This window comes from Microbacterium hydrocarbonoxydans (genome assembly GCF_011752045.1).
Lineage (GTDB): Bacteria > Actinomycetota > Actinomycetes > Actinomycetales > Microbacteriaceae > Microbacterium.
The window spans coordinates 159,029-175,334 of record NZ_JAAKXW010000001.1; the positions used below are offsets into that span (position 1 = coordinate 159,029).

The 16,306-nt window shown below is 70.5% G+C and carries 13 protein-coding genes; 9 read left to right on the forward strand and 4 right to left on the reverse strand.

The genetic code is table 11. The features are described 5' to 3' along the window. Positions 1-6: 6 nt before the first annotated feature. Both G6G98_RS00805 and valS read right to left on the reverse strand, forming a co-directional pair. Positions 7-222, reverse strand: coding sequence for a hypothetical protein (locus tag G6G98_RS00805; protein WP_164233874.1), 216 nt, complete (start codon positions 220-222; stop codon positions 7-9). Next, positions 222-2,831, reverse strand: a complete 2,610-nt coding sequence (gene valS / locus G6G98_RS00810) for a valine--tRNA ligase (RefSeq protein WP_164233873.1) — start codon at positions 2,829-2,831, stop codon at positions 222-224. The genes G6G98_RS00805 and valS overlap by 1 nt, the downstream gene beginning before the upstream one ends. Positions 2,832-3,002: 171 nt before the next feature. Between valS and G6G98_RS00815 the strand changes: the two genes are divergently transcribed. Genes G6G98_RS00815 through G6G98_RS00830 form a run of 4 tightly spaced genes read left to right on the forward strand, consistent with a single transcriptional unit; the run spans position 3,003 to position 7,907 of the window. Then, positions 3,003-4,613 carry an ABC transporter substrate-binding protein gene (locus tag G6G98_RS00815; protein WP_164233872.1) on the forward strand — a complete coding sequence of 537 codons (1,611 nt, stop codon included), beginning with the start codon at positions 3,003-3,005 and terminating at the stop codon, positions 4,611-4,613. Positions 4,614-4,630: 17 nt separating this feature from the next. Beyond that, complete coding sequence (locus tag G6G98_RS00820; RefSeq protein WP_067352742.1) at positions 4,631-5,599, forward strand: ABC transporter permease; 969 nt, start codon at positions 4,631-4,633, stop codon at positions 5,597-5,599. Next, entirely contained in the window at positions 5,596-6,408 is an 813-nt protein-coding gene (locus G6G98_RS00825) for an ABC transporter permease (protein WP_164233871.1), read from the forward strand. Before G6G98_RS00820 ends, G6G98_RS00825 begins: the two co-directional genes overlap by 4 nt. Continuing rightward, the gene (locus G6G98_RS00830; protein ID WP_164233870.1) at positions 6,405-7,907 is read left to right on the forward strand and encodes an ATP-binding cassette domain-containing protein; all 1,503 of its coding nucleotides are present in this window, start codon (positions 6,405-6,407) and stop codon (positions 7,905-7,907) included. The genes G6G98_RS00825 and G6G98_RS00830 overlap by 4 nt, the downstream gene beginning before the upstream one ends. Here the strand turns inward: G6G98_RS00830 and G6G98_RS00835 are convergent. After that, entirely contained in the window at positions 7,892-8,542 is a 651-nt protein-coding gene (locus G6G98_RS00835; protein ID WP_164233869.1) for a pentapeptide repeat-containing protein, read from the reverse strand. The genes G6G98_RS00830 and G6G98_RS00835 overlap by 16 nt on opposite strands. A 228-nt stretch (positions 8,543-8,770) precedes the next feature. Here G6G98_RS00835 and G6G98_RS00840 point away from each other — a divergent pair, with 228 nt between their 5' ends. The 5 genes from G6G98_RS00840 (at position 8,771) to ndk (ending at position 15,495) form a co-directional block, all read left to right on the forward strand. Then, positions 8,771-9,610: an endonuclease domain-containing protein gene (locus tag G6G98_RS00840; RefSeq protein ID WP_067352724.1), complete on the forward strand. Its 840-nt coding sequence runs from the start codon at positions 8,771-8,773 to the stop codon at positions 9,608-9,610. A gap of 357 nt (positions 9,611-9,967) precedes the next feature. Further along, on the forward strand, positions 9,968-13,297 hold the full coding sequence (gene ileS / locus G6G98_RS00845) for an isoleucine--tRNA ligase (RefSeq protein WP_164233868.1): 3,330 nt from the start codon (positions 9,968-9,970) through the stop codon (positions 13,295-13,297). Further along, entirely contained in the window at positions 13,294-14,649 is a 1,356-nt protein-coding gene (locus tag G6G98_RS00850) for a bifunctional folylpolyglutamate synthase/dihydrofolate synthase (protein WP_164233867.1), read from the forward strand. The genes ileS and G6G98_RS00850 overlap by 4 nt, the downstream gene beginning before the upstream one ends. Beyond that, positions 14,646-15,077, forward strand: a complete 432-nt coding sequence (locus G6G98_RS00855) for a DUF4233 domain-containing protein (protein WP_243841965.1) — start codon at positions 14,646-14,648, stop codon at positions 15,075-15,077. Before G6G98_RS00850 ends, G6G98_RS00855 begins: the two co-directional genes overlap by 4 nt. A 1-nt stretch (position 15,078) precedes the next feature. Beyond that, a complete protein-coding gene (gene ndk / locus G6G98_RS00860; protein WP_067120383.1) occupies positions 15,079-15,495 on the forward strand; it encodes a nucleoside-diphosphate kinase in 417 nt (138 codons plus the stop codon). 68 nt (positions 15,496-15,563) lie between these two features. Here ndk and G6G98_RS00865 read toward each other — a convergent pair whose 3' ends face one another. Further along, the gene (locus G6G98_RS00865) at positions 15,564-16,175 is read right to left on the reverse strand and encodes a vitamin K epoxide reductase family protein (protein WP_164233865.1); all 612 of its coding nucleotides are present in this window, start codon (positions 16,173-16,175) and stop codon (positions 15,564-15,566) included. Positions 16,176-16,306 lie beyond the last annotated feature (131 nt).

Genomic DNA, 16,306 nt, shown 5'->3' on the forward strand with positions numbered 1-16,306 from the left:
ATCCGCTCAGTCCTCGAACGGGCGGGCGACGACTTCACCGGAGGCCGTCTGGAGGACCTCCCAGCCGGCATCGAGCTCGGCGATGGCGCGGCCCTCCAGCCAGGTGAGGGTCCAATGCCCGGCCAGGCCCTTGGCCTCGACCTCGGCGATCGCGGGGCGGATCGCCGCCGGCACGGATGCCGGCGGCTCCGAGCCGGTCGCCCAGCGCGTGCCGAGCTGCATCAGACGGCCTCGACCGGGGCGAGCTCGATCGCGGTGACCGCGAACTCCTCGGCCTCGGTGAACTCGAGTTCGGCGATGCGGCCCACCGCGCGCAGGTCGTCGGCGGCGGCCCGCAGCGCGTCGAGCCTGGCGGGCGGCGCGGCGATCGCGGCACGCGACACCGGCGTCTTCTGAGAGGCCTTCGCCTCGGTCTTCGCGCGGCGGATGCCGATCAGCGCCTCGCTCGCGGCGGCGAGCACCGCGGGGTCGCCCTCGATGCCGAGCGCGGTCGGCCACGCAGCCGTGTGCACGGAGCCCTCCTCGAACCAGGACCACGCCTCCTCGGTCGCGAAGGAGAGCACCGGCGCGAGCAGCCGCAGAAGGGCGGACAGGGCGAGGCGCAGCGCGAGCGCCGCGGATGCCTGGCCCACGTCGCTCTGGTCGTACGCGCGCTCCTTCACCAGCTCGAGGTAGTCGTCGCAGAAGGTCCAGAAGAACGCCTCGGTCACCTCGAGCGCCTTGGCCTGGTCGTAGTTCTCGAACGCCTTCGTGGCCTCCGCGATCACGCCGTCCAGGGCCGTGAGCATCGACGCGTCGAGGGCGTGCGTCACCTGCGCCCCCTCGGGCACGGGGAAGGACAGCACGAACTTCGCGGCGTTGAGCACCTTGATGGCGAGCCGGCGGCCGATCTTCACCTGGGTCGGGTTCTGCGGGTCGAAGGCCGCGTCCATGCCCAGCCGGCTGGAGGCGGACCAGTAGCGCACCGCATCCGAGCCGTGCGTGTCGAGGATGTCGGCCGGGGTGACCACGTTGCCCTTCGACTTCGACATCTTCTTGCGGTCGGGGTCGACGATGAAGCCGCTGATGGCGGCGTTGCGCCACGGCGACCGGCCGTCCTCGAGGGTCGAACGGAGCATCGTGGAGAAGAGCCAGGTGCGGATGATGTCCTGACCCTGCGGGCGCAGGTCGAACGGCGCCGTGAGGCCCCAGAGCTCTTCATCGCGCTGCCAGCCTCCGGCCAGCTGCGGCGTGAGCGAGGAGGTCGCCCAGGTGTCGAGGATGTCAGCCTCGGCGTCGAAGCCGCCGGGCACACCCCGCTGCTCCTCGGTGTAGCCGGCCGGCACGTCGGTGGTCGGATCGACGGGCAGCGCCGCGAGGTCGGGGGTGAGCACCCGGTCGTAGTCGCGCTCGCCGTTCTCATCGAGGGCGTACCAGAGCGGGATCGGGACGCCGAAGAAGCGCTGGCGCGACACCAGCCAGTCGCCGGTGAGCCCGCCCACCCAGTTCTCGTACCGCACGCGCATGAAGTCGGGGTGCCAGGTGAGCTCCTTGCCGTGCTCCAGCAGCTGGTCGCGCAGCTCGGCGTCGCGGGCGCCGTTGCGGATGTACCACTGACGCGTCGACACGATCTCGAGCGGACGGTCGCCCTTCTCGAAGAACTTCACGGCGTGGTTGAACGGCTTGCCGACCGCGGTCATGTCGCCGCTCTCCTGCAGCTTCTCCACGATCGCCTTGCGGGCGGAGAAGACGGTCTTGCCGGCGAGCTCTGCGGCGTACCAGTCGCGGGCCTCGGCATCCGCCACGATCGACGGGGCGTCGGCGAGGAAACGGCCGTCCAGGCCGATCGTCGTCATGTTCGGCAGGTCGCGGCCGTCGGTCGTGCGCAGCTCGCGCCACCAGATGATGTCGGTCACGTCGCCGAAGGTGCAGACCATCGCCGCACCCGTGCCCTTGTCCGGCTGAGCGAGGTGGTGGCCGTGGATCTCGATCTCGGCACCGAAGAAGGGCGTCTTCACCTTCGTGCCGATGAGGTGCTTGTGCGGCCCCTCGGGGTGCGTCACGATCGCGACGCAGGCAGGGAGGAGCTCGGGACGGGTCGTCTCGATCGTGATCGCACCGGTGCCGTCGGCGAACGGGAAGTCGATGGTGTGGAACGCCGCCGGCTGCTCGCGATCCTCGAGCTCGGCCTGCGCGATCGCCGAGCGGAAGTCGATGTCCCACAGCGTCGGTGCCAGCGCCTGGTAGGCCTCGCCCCGCTCCAGGTTGCGCAGGAAGGCGAGCTGGCTCTGCCGGATCGTGTCGTCGGAGATGGTGCGGTAGGTCTGCGTCCAGTCCACGCTGAGACCGAGCTGCCGGAACAGCGCCTCGAACTGCTTCTCGTCCTCGACCGTCAGCCGCTCGCACAGCTCGATGAAGTTGCGGCGGCTGATCGGCAGCTGATCCGCGGCGCGGGACGACTTGTTGTCGCCGCCCTCGAACGGCGGGGTGAAGTCGGGGTCGTAGGGCAGCGACGGGTCGCAGCGCACGCCGTAGTAGTTCTGCACGCGGCGCTCGGTGGGCAGGCCGTTGTCGTCCCAGCCCATCGGGTAGAACACCGTCTTGCCGCGCATGCGCTCGAAGCGCGCCTTCACGTCGGTGTGCGTATAGGAGAACACGTGCCCGATGTGGAGGGAGCCGGATGCCGTCGGCGGGGGAGTGTCGATCGAATAGACGCCCTCGCGGCCGGCCTGTGCGGCGCGGAGGCGGTCGAACAGGTAGGTGCCCTGCTCCGCCCACGCGGAGTCCCACTTCGCTTCGAGGCCTTCGAGTGCGGGCTTGTCGGGAATCTGGGACGGTGCGGACGCGGCCATGAAGGTCTCCTCGAGCGATTTATGCGGCACTGTGTGAGCGTGCCTGAGTGTGGGTTGTGCCTCCAGTGTACCGATCGCCTCCGGATGCCGGGTCGGCGGGCAGATCGACCCGGTCCAACAATCCGGCCGTAGACTGGGGGCATCCCGCTCCGTTCTTCCTGAGGATCAGCCATGCCTGCACGCCCGGTGCGTCGTCTTCTTCCCGTCGCGGCGCTCGCCGCCGCATCCGCCCTGGTGCTCAGCGCCTGCACCGCGCCGGCCTCCGAGTCGGACGGCGGCGAGATCGTCTGGTCGATCGAGGGGGCGAACCTCTCCGCCGGCCACATGGACCCTCAGGTGAGCCAGCTCGACGTCTCCGGCATGGTGCAGCGCGCCGTGCTCGACTCCCTGGTGTTCCAGGAGGACGACGGCACGTTCTCGCCGTGGCTCGCCACGGAGTGGGAGGTCTCCGCGGACAGCACGGAGTACACGTTCACCCTCCGCGACGACGTGACCTTCACCGACGGCGAGAAGTTCGACGCCGCCGCGGTCAAGGCGAACTTCGACCGCATCGTGGACCCTGCGACCGAGTCGGCGCAGGCGGCGAGCATGCTCGGCGTGGACTTCTACGAGGGCACCGAGGTCGTCGACGAGTTCACGGTCAAGGTGACCTTCACCCAGCCGTACGCCCCGTTCCTGCAGGCGGCGAGCACGCCGCAGCTCGGCTTCTACTCGCCGAAGGTGCTCGCCGAGTCCGCCGATGAGCTCAAGGCCGGCGGCCCGGACGTCACGGTCGGCACCGGCCCCTTCGTGCTCACCGAGTACACGCCGGACCAGGAGATCGTGTACACCCGCAACGACGACTACGCGTGGGGCCCCGGCGAGGCGAAGGCGCCGGAGTTCGAGACCCTGCGGGTCGAGATCCAGCCCGAGGCATCGGTCCGTGCCGGCGTCATCGAGAGCGGTGAGGCCGACCTGGCGAGCAACATGCCGCCGAACCTCGCCGGAGACCTCGGCGAGGGCGTCACGGTCGACTCGATCGAGTACCCCGGACTGCCGTACTCGCTGTACCTGAACGAGAAGCACGGCGTGTTCGCCGACGAGAAGGTCCGTCAGGCGTTCGCCCGCGGCATCGACATCGACGCGGCGGTCGAGGAGATCTTCTTCGGCCAGTTCCCGCGGGCATGGAGCATCCTCGGCTCGACCACCCCCGGCTACGACGCCTCCCTCGAGGACAGCTGGCCCTTCGACCAGGACGAGGCGAACAGCCTGCTCGACGAGGCCGGATGGACGGAGCGCGACGCCGACGGCATCCGCATGAAGGACGGCCAGCGGCTCTCCGTGCGCTGGATCGCCTGGACCCCGGTCCCGGACGACCGTGCCGCGCTGGCGAACGCGATCCAGTCCGACCTCAAGGAGATCGGCCTGGAGGTCGTGCGCGAGGTGCTCGAGCCCGGCGCCTACAACGAGCAGTACGGCCCGAAGACCTTCGACCTCACCGACTGGGGCTTCTCGGGCGTCGACCCCGACCTGCTGCGCAACCACCTGCACACCGACGGCTTCCAGAACGCCTCGCAGGTGAGCGACCCGGAGATCGATGCACTGCTCGAGCAGGCGGTCGCCAGCAGCGACCAGGCGGAGCGGAACGGGCTCTACACCCAGCTGCAGCAGTGGAACGCCGAGTACACGGCGATCGTCCCGCTGTACAGCCCGTCGGCGATCACCGCGGTGGGCGAGCGCGTGCAGGGTCTGGACTACGACCTCTACGGCCGGCCGCTGTTCTACGATGTGAGCGTCGGCTGACCCCCTAGGAGAGCGTTGTGAAGGCGGTGCTGCTCCGGATCGTCGGCCTCGCAGCATCCGTCGTCGTCGTGCTCTGGGGAGCCGCCACTCTGGTCTTCCTCGCGTTCCGGGTGATCCCGGGCGACCCGGTGTCGGTGATGCTCGGGCCGCAGGCGCAGGTCAGCGAGGAGGTCAAGGACGGCATCCGCGCCGAGCTGGGCCTGGACCGGCCGCCACTGGAGCAGTACGCGTCCTTCATCGGCCGGCTCGCCCGAGGCGACCTCGGCGAGTCGTATCAGCTCCGGATGCCGGTCACCGAGGTGATCGGGCGGCAGCTGGGGGCCACGCTGCAGCTGTCGTTGCTCGCGCTGCTCATCGCCGTCGTGCTCGCCCTCGCGGTGTCGGTGCTCGTGCGCGGCCGGACGGCCCGCGCCGTCGCCGCCGGCATCGAGCTGGTGGTGCTCTCGTCGCCCGTGTTCTGGATCGGGCTCGTGCTGCTCAGCGTGTTCGCCTTCGGGCTGGGCTGGTTCCCGGTCTCCGGTGCGCGCAACCCCGCCACGGTGGTGCTCCCGGCGATCACGCTCGCGCTCCCCGTGGCGGCGCTGCTCAGCCAGGTGCTGCGCGACGGGCTCGTGCAGGCGGAGCGGATGCCGTTCGCCGAGACCGTGCGCGCCCGCGGCGCGAGCGCCACCTGGTTCACGGTGCGTCACGGCCTCCGCCACGGCGCGGCCGGTGCGATGACCCTCGCCGCTTACCTCACCGGCTCCGTCCTCGGGGGTGCGGTGCTCGTCGAGACGGTGTTCGCCCGCCCGGGCCTGGGGCGGGTCACCCTCACCGCCATCAGCGACCGCGATCTGCCCGTGATCACCGGGATCATCCTGCTCAGCGCGGTGGTGTTCGTCGTCGTGAACCTCGTCGTGGAGCTGCTGCATCCGCTGATCGACCCGCGCCAGCGCGCCCGGCTCGACCCGCGCCGGCGCGTCCGGCGACCGGAGACGGGGCGATGAGGCGCGCGCAGCAGGCGCTGCTCTGGTCCGCGGTCGCCGTCCTCCTTCTCGTCGCCTCCGTCGCGCTGTTCCCCGCGCTGTTCGCGACGCACGATCCGCTTCAGACCGCCGTGCGCTCCGCGCTCCTCCCGCCGAGCGCGGAGCACTTCTTCGGCACCGACCAGAGTGGCCGGGACGTGTATTCGCGCGTGGTCTTCGGCGCGGCACGGTCGCTCGGGATCGGCCTGCTCGCGACCGGCATCGCCCTCGTCGCCGGCCTGCTCATCGGCGCTCTCGCGGGCGTCGCACCGCGTGCCGCCGACGTCGCGCTCATGAGGGTCAACGACGTCCTGATGGCATTCCCGGAGTTCCTCGTCGCGCTCGTCGTGATCGCGGTGCTCGGCCCAGGCCCGGTGAACGTCGCGATCGCGGTGACACTCGCCGCAGTCCCGGTCTATGTGCGGCTGGCCCGTGTGCAGACGCGGACTCTGCGCGTCGCCGAGCACGTCGAGGCGGCGCGCATCCTCGGGGTGCCGCCGCTGACGGCGTTCGCCCGGCACGTCGTCCCCGGCGTGGTCGGCTCGCTGAGCGTGCTCGCCACGATCGGCATCGGCTCCAGCATCCTCGCCGCCGCCGGGCTCAGCTTCCTCGGTCTGGGGCCTGCCGAGCCCACCCCGGAGTGGGGACTGATGCTCGCCGGAGGACGCAACGTGCTCGGTCAGGCCTGGTGGATATCCGTCTTCCCCGGCCTCGCCATCACCCTCACCGTCGTCGCGGCAACCGTCGTCGGCCGGATCCTCCGCGCCCGAGCAGACGGGCTCCGCCCGTGACCGCGCTGGAGCTCGAGGGCCTGCGGATCGCCTTCGGAGACTCCCGCGTCGTCGAAGGCGTGTCACTGACGGTCGCGCCGGGGGAGTGCGTCGCGATCGTCGGGGAGTCGGGCGCGGGCAAGTCCCTCACCGCCCGCGCCCTCCTGGGACTCACCCCGGCGGAGGCGACGGTCGACGTCGATCGGCTCGTGATCGACAGGACGGACGCCGCCGGCCTCGCCGAGACGGGGTGGCGTGAACTGCGTGGCACCCGCATCGCGCTCGTCTCCCAGGACGCCCTGGTGTCGCTGGATCCGCTCCAGCGGATCGGAGCGGAGATCGCCGAGCCGCTGCGGCTGCACGGCCTGGCCCACGGCCGGCGAGCGATCGCCGCGCGCGTGCAGGCCCTCCTGCGGAGGGTGTGGATGCCGGAGCCGGAGCGGCGGTCCAGGCAGCATCCGCACGAGCTCTCCGGCGGCCTGCGCCAGCGGGCCCTGATCGCGTCCGCGCTGGCGGGGGATCCCGCCGTGCTCGTGGCGGACGAGCCCACGACGGCGCTCGACGCGACCGTGCAGGCCCGGATCCTTGGGCTGCTCCGGGAGATCGCGGATGCCGGGACGGGCATCGTCTTCATCAGTCACGACTTCGCGGCGGTGCAGCGGATCGCCGACCGGGTTCTCGTGATGCGGCGCGGTGTGGTCGTGGAGTCCGGCCCGGTCGCGCAGGTGCTCGACGCCCCGCAGCACGAGTACACCCGTCAGCTCATCGCCGCCACGATCCATGAACCGCGGACGGTGGTCGCAGAGAGCGCCGCTCCGGTGCTGGAGGCCGTCGGTGTGACGAAGGCGTTCGGTTCGATGACCGCGGTCGACGACGCGACCTTCACCGTGCCGGAGGGGCGCACCCTCGGCATCGTCGGGGAATCCGGGTCGGGCAAGACGACCCTCGCACGGATGCTCGTCGGCGTCGAGCGGCCCGATCGCGGGGAGCTGCGCTGGTCGGGCCGCCGCCGCGTGCAGCTCGTGCACCAGAATCCCCTCGGCGCATTCGATCCGCGGTGGACGGTCGGGCGATCGCTGCGCGAGGCGCTGGAGGCGGGCGGCGTCCCCCGGGCGCAGCGTGCCGCCAGGGTGGCCGCGCTCCTCGCCGAGGTCGGCCTGGATCCTGCGCTCGCCGGACGCCGGCCCCTCGCCCTGTCGGGCGGGCAGCGCCAGCGCGCGGCGATCGCGAGGGCACTCGCGGCGGACCCGGATGTTCTCGTGCTCGACGAGCCGGTCTCGGCCTTGGACCCCTCCGTGCGGGAGCTCGTGCTGCAGCTGCTCCTGCGCCTGCAGCGGGAGCGCGCCCTCACCATGATCTTCGTGTCCCACGATCTCGGAGTGGTCGGCGCCGTGGCCGACGAGGTGCTCGTCATGCAGGACGGGCGCATCGTCGAGCAGGGCAGGACGGCGGATGTGTTCGCTGCCCCGCGGCATCCGTTCACGAAGGAGCTGCTCGCCGCTGGTCAGTCCCTGATCTGAATCCCGAGTCCCGCGGCGATCACCACGGCGAGCTGCTGCACCTGGAACCCGGTGAGGGTCGTGCCCCGGAGGCTGTTCGCGTCGAGATAGCTCGCCGCGTCGAGGCCGCGCAGGTCGACATCCTTCGCGCGCATGCCGCGAGGGTCGACCTCCTCGCTCGACGACGCGGTGAAGCGGACCCGGGTGAGCTCGGCCTGCGGCATGTCGATCGTGCGGATCGCGCACCCGGAGACCTCTGCATCGGTGGCGCGGGCGGCGCCGAGGTTCAGATAGTCGATCCGGAGGTCGCGGAGTTCGAGCTCGTCGATGCGCGCGCCGCTGAGGTCGAGGGTGCCGATGCGGCCGCCCGCTATCCGGAGCCGGCGGATGCCGGCGTCGCGCAGGCGCAGCGAGGCGATCCGCACCCCGCTCATGTCGACGTCGAGGAGCGTCGCGCCGGCGAGATCCACGGCATCCGCGTCGGCGCTGATGCTGCACTGCTCGAGCGAGGAGTGGGCGAGATCGGCCGTGCCGGAGAGGGCGAGATGCGCGGCGAGCAGGTCCGCGCGCCTGGCCGGCTCGGCCTCGGCGAACTCGCGGGGCAGGTCGGGCGCGGAGACGCGCGGCGGAGCGGGGGAGGTGGGAGTGCGGGCCATGGGGTCGAGAGTACGGGGTGGGTCGGACGCGGAGGCGGGAGCAGCGGTCCCCGATCGCAGGAATCACGCTCGATCGCAGGAAACTCGTGAGTTCGTGCGATCGAGGCGCAGATCTGCGATCCAGGATGCGCGGCACTCCTTCTGCACAAGTCCGATCCCGCGAGGAGTGTCTCCACAATCGGCTCTTCAGCGGGAGCAAGGGCTGCCATATTGCGATGATCTGCAGTCATGACCGCAGATGAAGTCGTGTTCGAAGTCATGCGTGCCGGTGGGCTCTGCCGCACGTCGGTGCTGGGTGACAAGGGGCACGGGCCGGGTGACGTCAGAGGCGCGGTTGCGACGGGGCGGCTGCATCGACCCACACGAGGCTGGGTCTCCGTGCCGAACGCGGATCCGCTCGCCGTCCAGGCGATCCGCAGCGGTGTCGTGATCAGCTGCGTCTCGCAGGCGCTTCGGCTCGGGCTCTGGGTGCATGACACGAAGAGCAGTGTCCTGCATGTGGCCGCAGCGCCGGGCTCGGCGGTGAGACGGACGCCTGAGATGAAGGTCCACTGGTTCAAGCCGCTCGTCCCGCGGCATCCGGATGTCGTCGCTGACCCGATCGTCAACGTCCTGGCCGCGGTCGCGGGGTGCGAGCCTTTCGAGCGGGCGTTGGCGACGTGGGAGTCCGCCATGAACAAGAACCTGGTCACGCTCGCGGAGCTGCGCGGATTCCCATGGAAGCCGCGGGCACGTCGGCTGTTGGACGCCGCGACGCCGTTCGCCGACGCCGGCCTCGAGACGTATCTTCGCGTCCGGCTCGGCTGGCTGCGGCTGCCGATCACGGTCCAGACATGGATCGCCGGGCACCGCGTCGACGTGCTGATCGGCTCGCGCCTCGTCGTGCAGATCGACGGCGGTCACCATGTCGGGGCGCAACGGGCGGAGGACATCAGGCACGATGCCGAACTCAGGTTGATGGGATACCACGTCATCCGTGTCGGCTACCACCAGGTCATCGAGCAATGGGAGTACGTCCAAGACCTGATCATGCGGGCTGTTGCGCAGGGATTGCACCGGGCGGCGTGACTCTCCGGTCGCAGGAATCACCTTCGATCGCAGAGTTTCGGGGAATTCCTGCGATCGAGGAGAGAAAGTGCGAGCGAAGCGCCGCCGCAGAGCGGATGCCGCACGACCACGTACAATGGACCCCACGAGCATCGATCCGGCCATCACCGGGGAGCTCTCGGAAGAACGCTTCGACAGGCTCAGCGCACGCGGCGGGTCGAGGTCAGTAGAACCGAGCGGGGCAGGCCCGTCACAGCCGCAGTGAGAGTGGCCCCGCCGTGAGGCGCGGCACGCGAGGTGGTACCGCGGTCCATCCGGCACGAGAGCCCGGACGGGTCGTCCTCGCAGCAGCATCCGCCACGACTCCTGCGAGACGACATGACCTACCCGCGCTCCTCCTTCGGCCCCGCCGCCGACCAGGCCGCCTCCGTGGCGCCGAGCCCCCGCTTCCCCGAGATCGAGCGCGAGGTGCTCGACTTCTGGCACACCGACCAGACCTTCCGCGCATCGATCGAGCAGCGCGAGGGGCAGGACGAGTGGGTCTTCTACGACGGCCCGCCGTTCGCGAACGGCCTGCCGCACTACGGGCACCTGCTCACCGGCTACGCGAAGGACGTGTTCCCGCGCTTCCAGACGATGCTCGGCAAGAAGGTCGATCGCGTCTTCGGCTGGGACACCCACGGCCTGCCGGCGGAGCTCGAGGCGATGAAGCAGCTCGGCATCACCGAGAAGAGCGAGATCGAGGACATGGGCATCGACGTCTTCAACGCGAAGGCGCGGGACTCGGTGCTCACCTACACCCGCGAGTGGCAGGACTACGTCACCCGCCAGGCCCGCTGGGTCGACTTCGAGCGCGGCTACAAGACGCTCGACCTCGGCTACATGGAGAGCGTGCTCTGGGCCTTCAAGACCCTGTACGACAAGGGCCTCGCCTATGAGGGCTACCGCGTGCTGCCGTACTGCTGGCGCGACGAGACGCCGCTGAGCGCGCACGAGCTGCGCATGGACGACGACGTGTACCAGATGCGGCAGGACCCGTCGGTGACGGTGTCGTTCCCGCTCACCGGTGCGGATGCGGCCGCCAAGAGCCTCGAGGGCGTACGGGTGCTCGCCTGGACCACCACACCCTGGACCCTCCCGACGAACATGGCGCTCGCCGTGGGGCCCGAGATCGAGTACGTCGTCGTCGCGGCCGGTCCGAACGGCTCGGCCGACGGCGTCGAGGGCGCCCGCTACCTGCTGGCGCGCGACCTTCTCGCCGGCTACGCGAAGGACCTCGGCTACGAGGACGCCGCAGCGGCGAACGAGGCCGTCGAGCGCACCGTCCGCGGTGCCGAGCTCGGTGGCCTGCGCTACGAGCGCCTCTTCGACTACTACGCGGATGCCGACACCTACGGCACCGGGAACGCCTGGCAGATCCTCGTCGACGACTACGTCACGACCAGCGACGGCACCGGCGTCGTCCACCAGGCCCCGGCGTACGGTGAGGACGACCAGCGCGTCGCCGAGGCGGCCGGCATCCCGACCATCCTGTCCCTCGACGACGGCGGGCGCTTCCTCCCGAACGTCACCGACGTGGCGGGCGTGCTCTGGATGGAGGCGAACACGCCGCTCGTCCGACTGCTCCGCGAGCGCGGGAAGCTGCTGCGCCTGCAGAGCTACGAGCACTCCTACCCGCACTGCTGGCGGTGCCGGAACCCCCTGATCTACAAGGCGGTCTCGAGCTGGTTCATCCGCGTCACCGACATCAAGGACCGGATGCTCGAGAACAATGAGCAGATCACCTGGGTGCCCGAGAACGTCAAGCACGGCCAGTTCGGCAAGTGGCTCGAGGGCGCCCGCGACTGGTCGATCAGCCGCAACCGCTACTGGGGCTCGCCGATCCCGATCTGGAAGAGCGACGACCCGGAGTACCCGCGCGTGGACGCATACGGCTCGCTGGAGGAGCTCGAGCGCGACTTCGGCGCGCTGCCGCGCAACCCCGAGGGCGAGATCGACCTGCACCGTCCCTACATCGACGACCTCACCCGTCCGAACCCCGACGACCCCACAGGGAAGTCCACGATGCGTCGCATCGAGGACGTCTTCGACGTGTGGTTCGACTCCGGTTCGATGCCGTACGCGCAGGTGCACTACCCGTTCGAGAACCAGGAGTGGTTCGACACGCACGCCCCCGCCGACTTCATCGTCGAGTACATCGGGCAGACGCGCGGCTGGTTCTACGTCATGCATGTGCTCTCCACCGCGCTGTTCGACCGCCCGGCGTTCACCGGCGTGAGCTGTCACGGCATCGTGCTCGGCAGCGACGGCTACAAGATGTCGAAGTCGCTGCGCAACTACCCCGACGTCTCCGAGGTGCTCGACCGCGACGGCTCCGACGCGATGCGCTGGTTCCTGATGTCGAGCTCCGTGCTCCGCGGCGGCAACCTCGCGGTCACCGAGGAGGGCATCCGCGCCGGCGTGCGCGAGTTCCTGCTGCCGCTGTGGAACTCCTGGTACTTCTTCGCCACCTACGCGAACGCGGCGAAGGACGGAGGGTACGAGGCGTCCTGGCGCACGGACTCGACCGACGTGCTCGACCGCTACATCCTCGCCCGGCTCGGCGACCTCGTCCGCGAGGTGCGCACCGACCTCGAGGGCCTGGACTCGACCACCGCAGCCGCGCGCCTGCGCGACTTCGCGGAGGTCCTGACCAACTGGTACATCCGCCGCTCGCGCGACCGGTTCTGGGAGGGCGCGTCCACGGAGGCCTTCGACACCCTGTACACGGTGCTCGAGACGCTGTGCCGCGTGGCCGCTCCGCTTGTGCCGCTGATCAGCGAGCGGGTGTGGCAGGGCCTCACCGGCGGCCGCAGCGTGCACCTGCAGGACTGGCCGGATGCCGACGCGTTCCCCGCCGCCGATGAGATCCGCGACGCGATGGATGCCGTCCGCGAGCTCTCCAGCGTCGGCAACGCGCTGCGCAAGAAGGAGAAGCTCCGCGTGCGCCTCCCGCTCGCCCGTCTCACGGTCGTGTCGCCGCTCGCGTCGACGCTCGGCCAGTTCGAGGACATCCTCCGCGACGAGCTCAACGTGAAGTCCGTCGAGCTCGTGCCGCTCGCCGAGGGTACGGCCGCCGAGTACGGCATCAGCCACCGCCTCAGCGTCAACGCGCGCGCGGCCGGTCCGCGTCTCGGCAAGGAGGTGCAGAAGGTCATCCAGGCCGCGAAGGCCGGCTTCTGGACGGAGGAGGACGGCGTGGTGACCGCCGACGGCGTCGTCCTCGAGCCGAGCGAGTACGAGCTCGTGCTGGAGACCACCGGTCGTCCCGAGGGAGAGGCTCTCGCGATCGTCCCCGCCGGCGGCTTCGTGCTGCTCGACACGGCCACGACGCCCGAGCTCGAGGCGGAGGGCCTCGCCCGCGACGTCATCCGCGCCGTGCAGGAGACCCGCAAGAACGCCGGCTTCGACGTCAGCGACCGGATCCAGCTCGTGCTGACCTTCGAGGAGGAGTCGGATGCCGCCGCCGTGGCGTCCGCCTTCGAGCTCGCCGGCGTCGCCGAGGAGACACTCGCGCTGCGCTACGCGGTGCGCTCCGCGAGCACGGTGCACGTGGACTCGGGCGACGCGACCGCGGAGCCGGAGTTCGAGGCCGACGTCGCGGCCGGCACGTATGCGAACAGCGGCCCGTTCATCATCGACGTGGCGCGGATCGGAGCATCGGCATGAGCGACGACCGGCAGAGGGCGGATGCCGTCTACGAGGCGCTGCTGAGCCGCGCGGGGGAACGGTGGGTGCAGCCGCGCAAGGAGCGCGTCGCCCGGATCCTCGCCTTCCTCGACGACCCGCAGAAGACGTACCGCGTCGTGCACATCACCGGCACGAACGGCAAGACGTCGACCGCGCGGATGATCGAGAGCCTGCTGCGCGCGCACGACCTGCGCACCGGCCTGTTCACGAGCCCGCACCTGGAGCGGTTCACCGAGCGCATCATGGTCGACGGCGAGCCGATCGACGACGCGGCGATCGCCGACGCCTGGGACGAGATCGAGCCGTTCGTCGGCATCGTCGACGCCGAGCTGGAGGCCGCCGGAGACGCTCCGCTGACCTTCTTCGAACTGCTCACGGTGCTCGCGTTCGTCGCGGTCGCCGACGCCCCCGTCGACGTGCTCGTGCTCGAGGTCGGCATGGGCGGCGAATGGGACTCCACGAACACCGCCGACGGCGACGTCGCGGTCTTCGCGCCCATCGACATCGACCACGCCGACCGCCTCGGGAACACGATCGCCGAGATCGCTCAGGTGAAGGCGGGGATCATCAAGGAGGGCGCAGCCGTCGTCTCCGCCCAGCAGCCCGCCGAGGCCGCCGAGGTGCTGAGGCGTGTGGCCGCCGAGCGGAACGCCACGATCGCGTTCGAGGGCGAGGAGTTCGGTCTCGCGGAGCAGACGCTCGCTGTCGGCGGGCAGCTGCTCACGATCCGCGGGCTCGCGGGGGAGTACGCCGAGGAGTACCTGCCCCTGTACGGCGCCCACCAGGGCCACAACGCCGCCCTCGCGGTGGCTGCGGTGGAGTCGCTGATCGGCGGCGCCTCCCAGGCGATCGCCGCCGACATCATCTCCGAGGGACTGCAGGGCGCGACCTCCCCCGGACGCCTGCAGCTGCTGGGCATCGCTCCGACCGTGATCGTCGACGCCGCGCACAACCCGCACGGCGCCGCGGCGCTCGCCCAGGCGATGGACGACAGCTTCGACTTCGACGAATGGGGCATCGTGCTCGGCGTCCTCGCGGACAAGGACGCGGCCGGCATCGTCGAGAAGCTCGCGCCGATGGCCGCGCACGTCTTCGCCACCGCTCCGGACTCGGAGCGCGCCGGCGACGCCGACGCCATCGCCGACATCGTCGAGCAGGCGGGCCACCGGGCCACGGTGCATCCGTCCCTGGCGGACGCCGCGGATGCCGCGCGCGAATGGGCCGCCTCCTCCGACCGTCGGGCCGTCGTCATCGCCGGGTCCGTGGTGCTCGCCGGCGAGGCGATCGCGCTCTCCGAGGAGGAGGACTGGAAGTCGGGGTGGCGGGCGTGAGCGCCGACGCGACCCCGGCTCGCGCTCCGCGACCGCCGCGCACCCTCGTGCAGAAGCTGGCGCCGATCGTGCTCGGCTTCGAGTCGATCGTCGTGTTCCTCGCGGGTCTCACGATCTTCGGGCTGAAGGCGCTGCCCGCCGGCATCCCGCAGTGGTGGGGGATCGTCGGCGGCGTCGTCGTCGCGCTCGCGTGCATCGCCGTCGCCGGGATGATCACGAAGCCGTGGGCGATCACCGCGGGATGGGTGATCCAGGTGATCGTCGCGCTCTCCGCGATCCTCGTGCCGGCGATCCTGCTCGTCGTCCTGATTTTCGGCGGCATGTGGGCGTATGCGACGATCATGGGGGTCCGTCTGGACGCACGGCGCCCCGCCGGATCGACGCCCGAGACTCAGACCCTGCAGATCTCAGACACAGAGAGTGAATGACATGGCCACCGAAGAAACCCTCGTCCTCGTCAAGCCCGACGGTGTCGCCCGCGGCCTCACGGGCGCGATCCTGGCGCGCATCGAGGCGAAGGGGTACGCCCTCGTCGACATCCGCCTGGTCGAGCCCGACCGCGACCTCCTCGCCGCGCACTACGCGGAGCACGAGGGCAAGCCGTTCTACGAGCCGCTGCTCGAGTTCATGCTCTCCGGCCCCTCTGTCGCCATCCGCCTCGCGGGCAACCGCGTGATCGAGGGCTTCCGCTCGCTCGCAGGCACCACCGACCCGACCACCGCCGCTCCCGGCACCATCCGCGGCGACTTCGGCCGCGACTGGGGCCTGAAGGTGCAGCAGAACCTCGTGCACGGCTCGGACAGCCCCGAGTCCGCCGCGCGCGAGCTCGGCATCTGGTTCGACTGAGCATCCGCTCCACGGCGAAGCCCTCCGCACGCGATCGTGCGGAGGGCTTCGTCGTGTGCGCCGGCGGATCAGAAGAGGATGCGCGCCATCTCGCCGATGAAGTCGATCCCCTTGAACTGGGCCATCAGCACGATCACCGCGTAGGCGAGGACCGTCGCCAGCGGCACCCAGGCCATGAGCCGCTCGGCTCGCTCCTGGACCTTCTCGCTGCGGGTGAACGTGCCGTTGCGGGTGAGGTGCAGCATCGTGGCGAAGAACGTCGGGATGGTCACGGCCCACGTCGCCATGCACCAGGGGCAGAGCACCACGAGGTCGTAGATGCTCTGCGAGATGAGCCAGCACACGAAGCCGAAGGCGAAGGTGATGCCGGCGCCGAAGAGGGCCCAGAACCACCGCGGGAAGCGCGCACCGGCCAGCAGCGCGACGCCGACGACGAGCGGGGCCATCCAGCCGGTGAGGCCGAGGAGGGGGTTCGGGAATCCGAAGACCTCTCCCTGCCAGGAGCTGAGGTTCTTGCCGCACTGGATGAAGGCGCTGAGGTCGCAGCCGAGCGCGGCGTCGGGCTGCTCCAGCAGCACGAACTTCTCGACGGTGAGCTGGAAGGCGGCGAACCAGCCGACGACGCTCGCGATGATCAGCCAGACGGCGTAGACGACGGGGCGGGTGCGCTGCTCGCTCATATCCGGATTATCCCAGCGGATGCTATGCGCCGGACGTGAAGCGCCGATGACGGCGCGGGAGAGGGCGGATGCCGGCGGCGCGCGAGAGAGCGGATGCCGCGAACCGGCGAACATGGTGCGATAATGGCCTG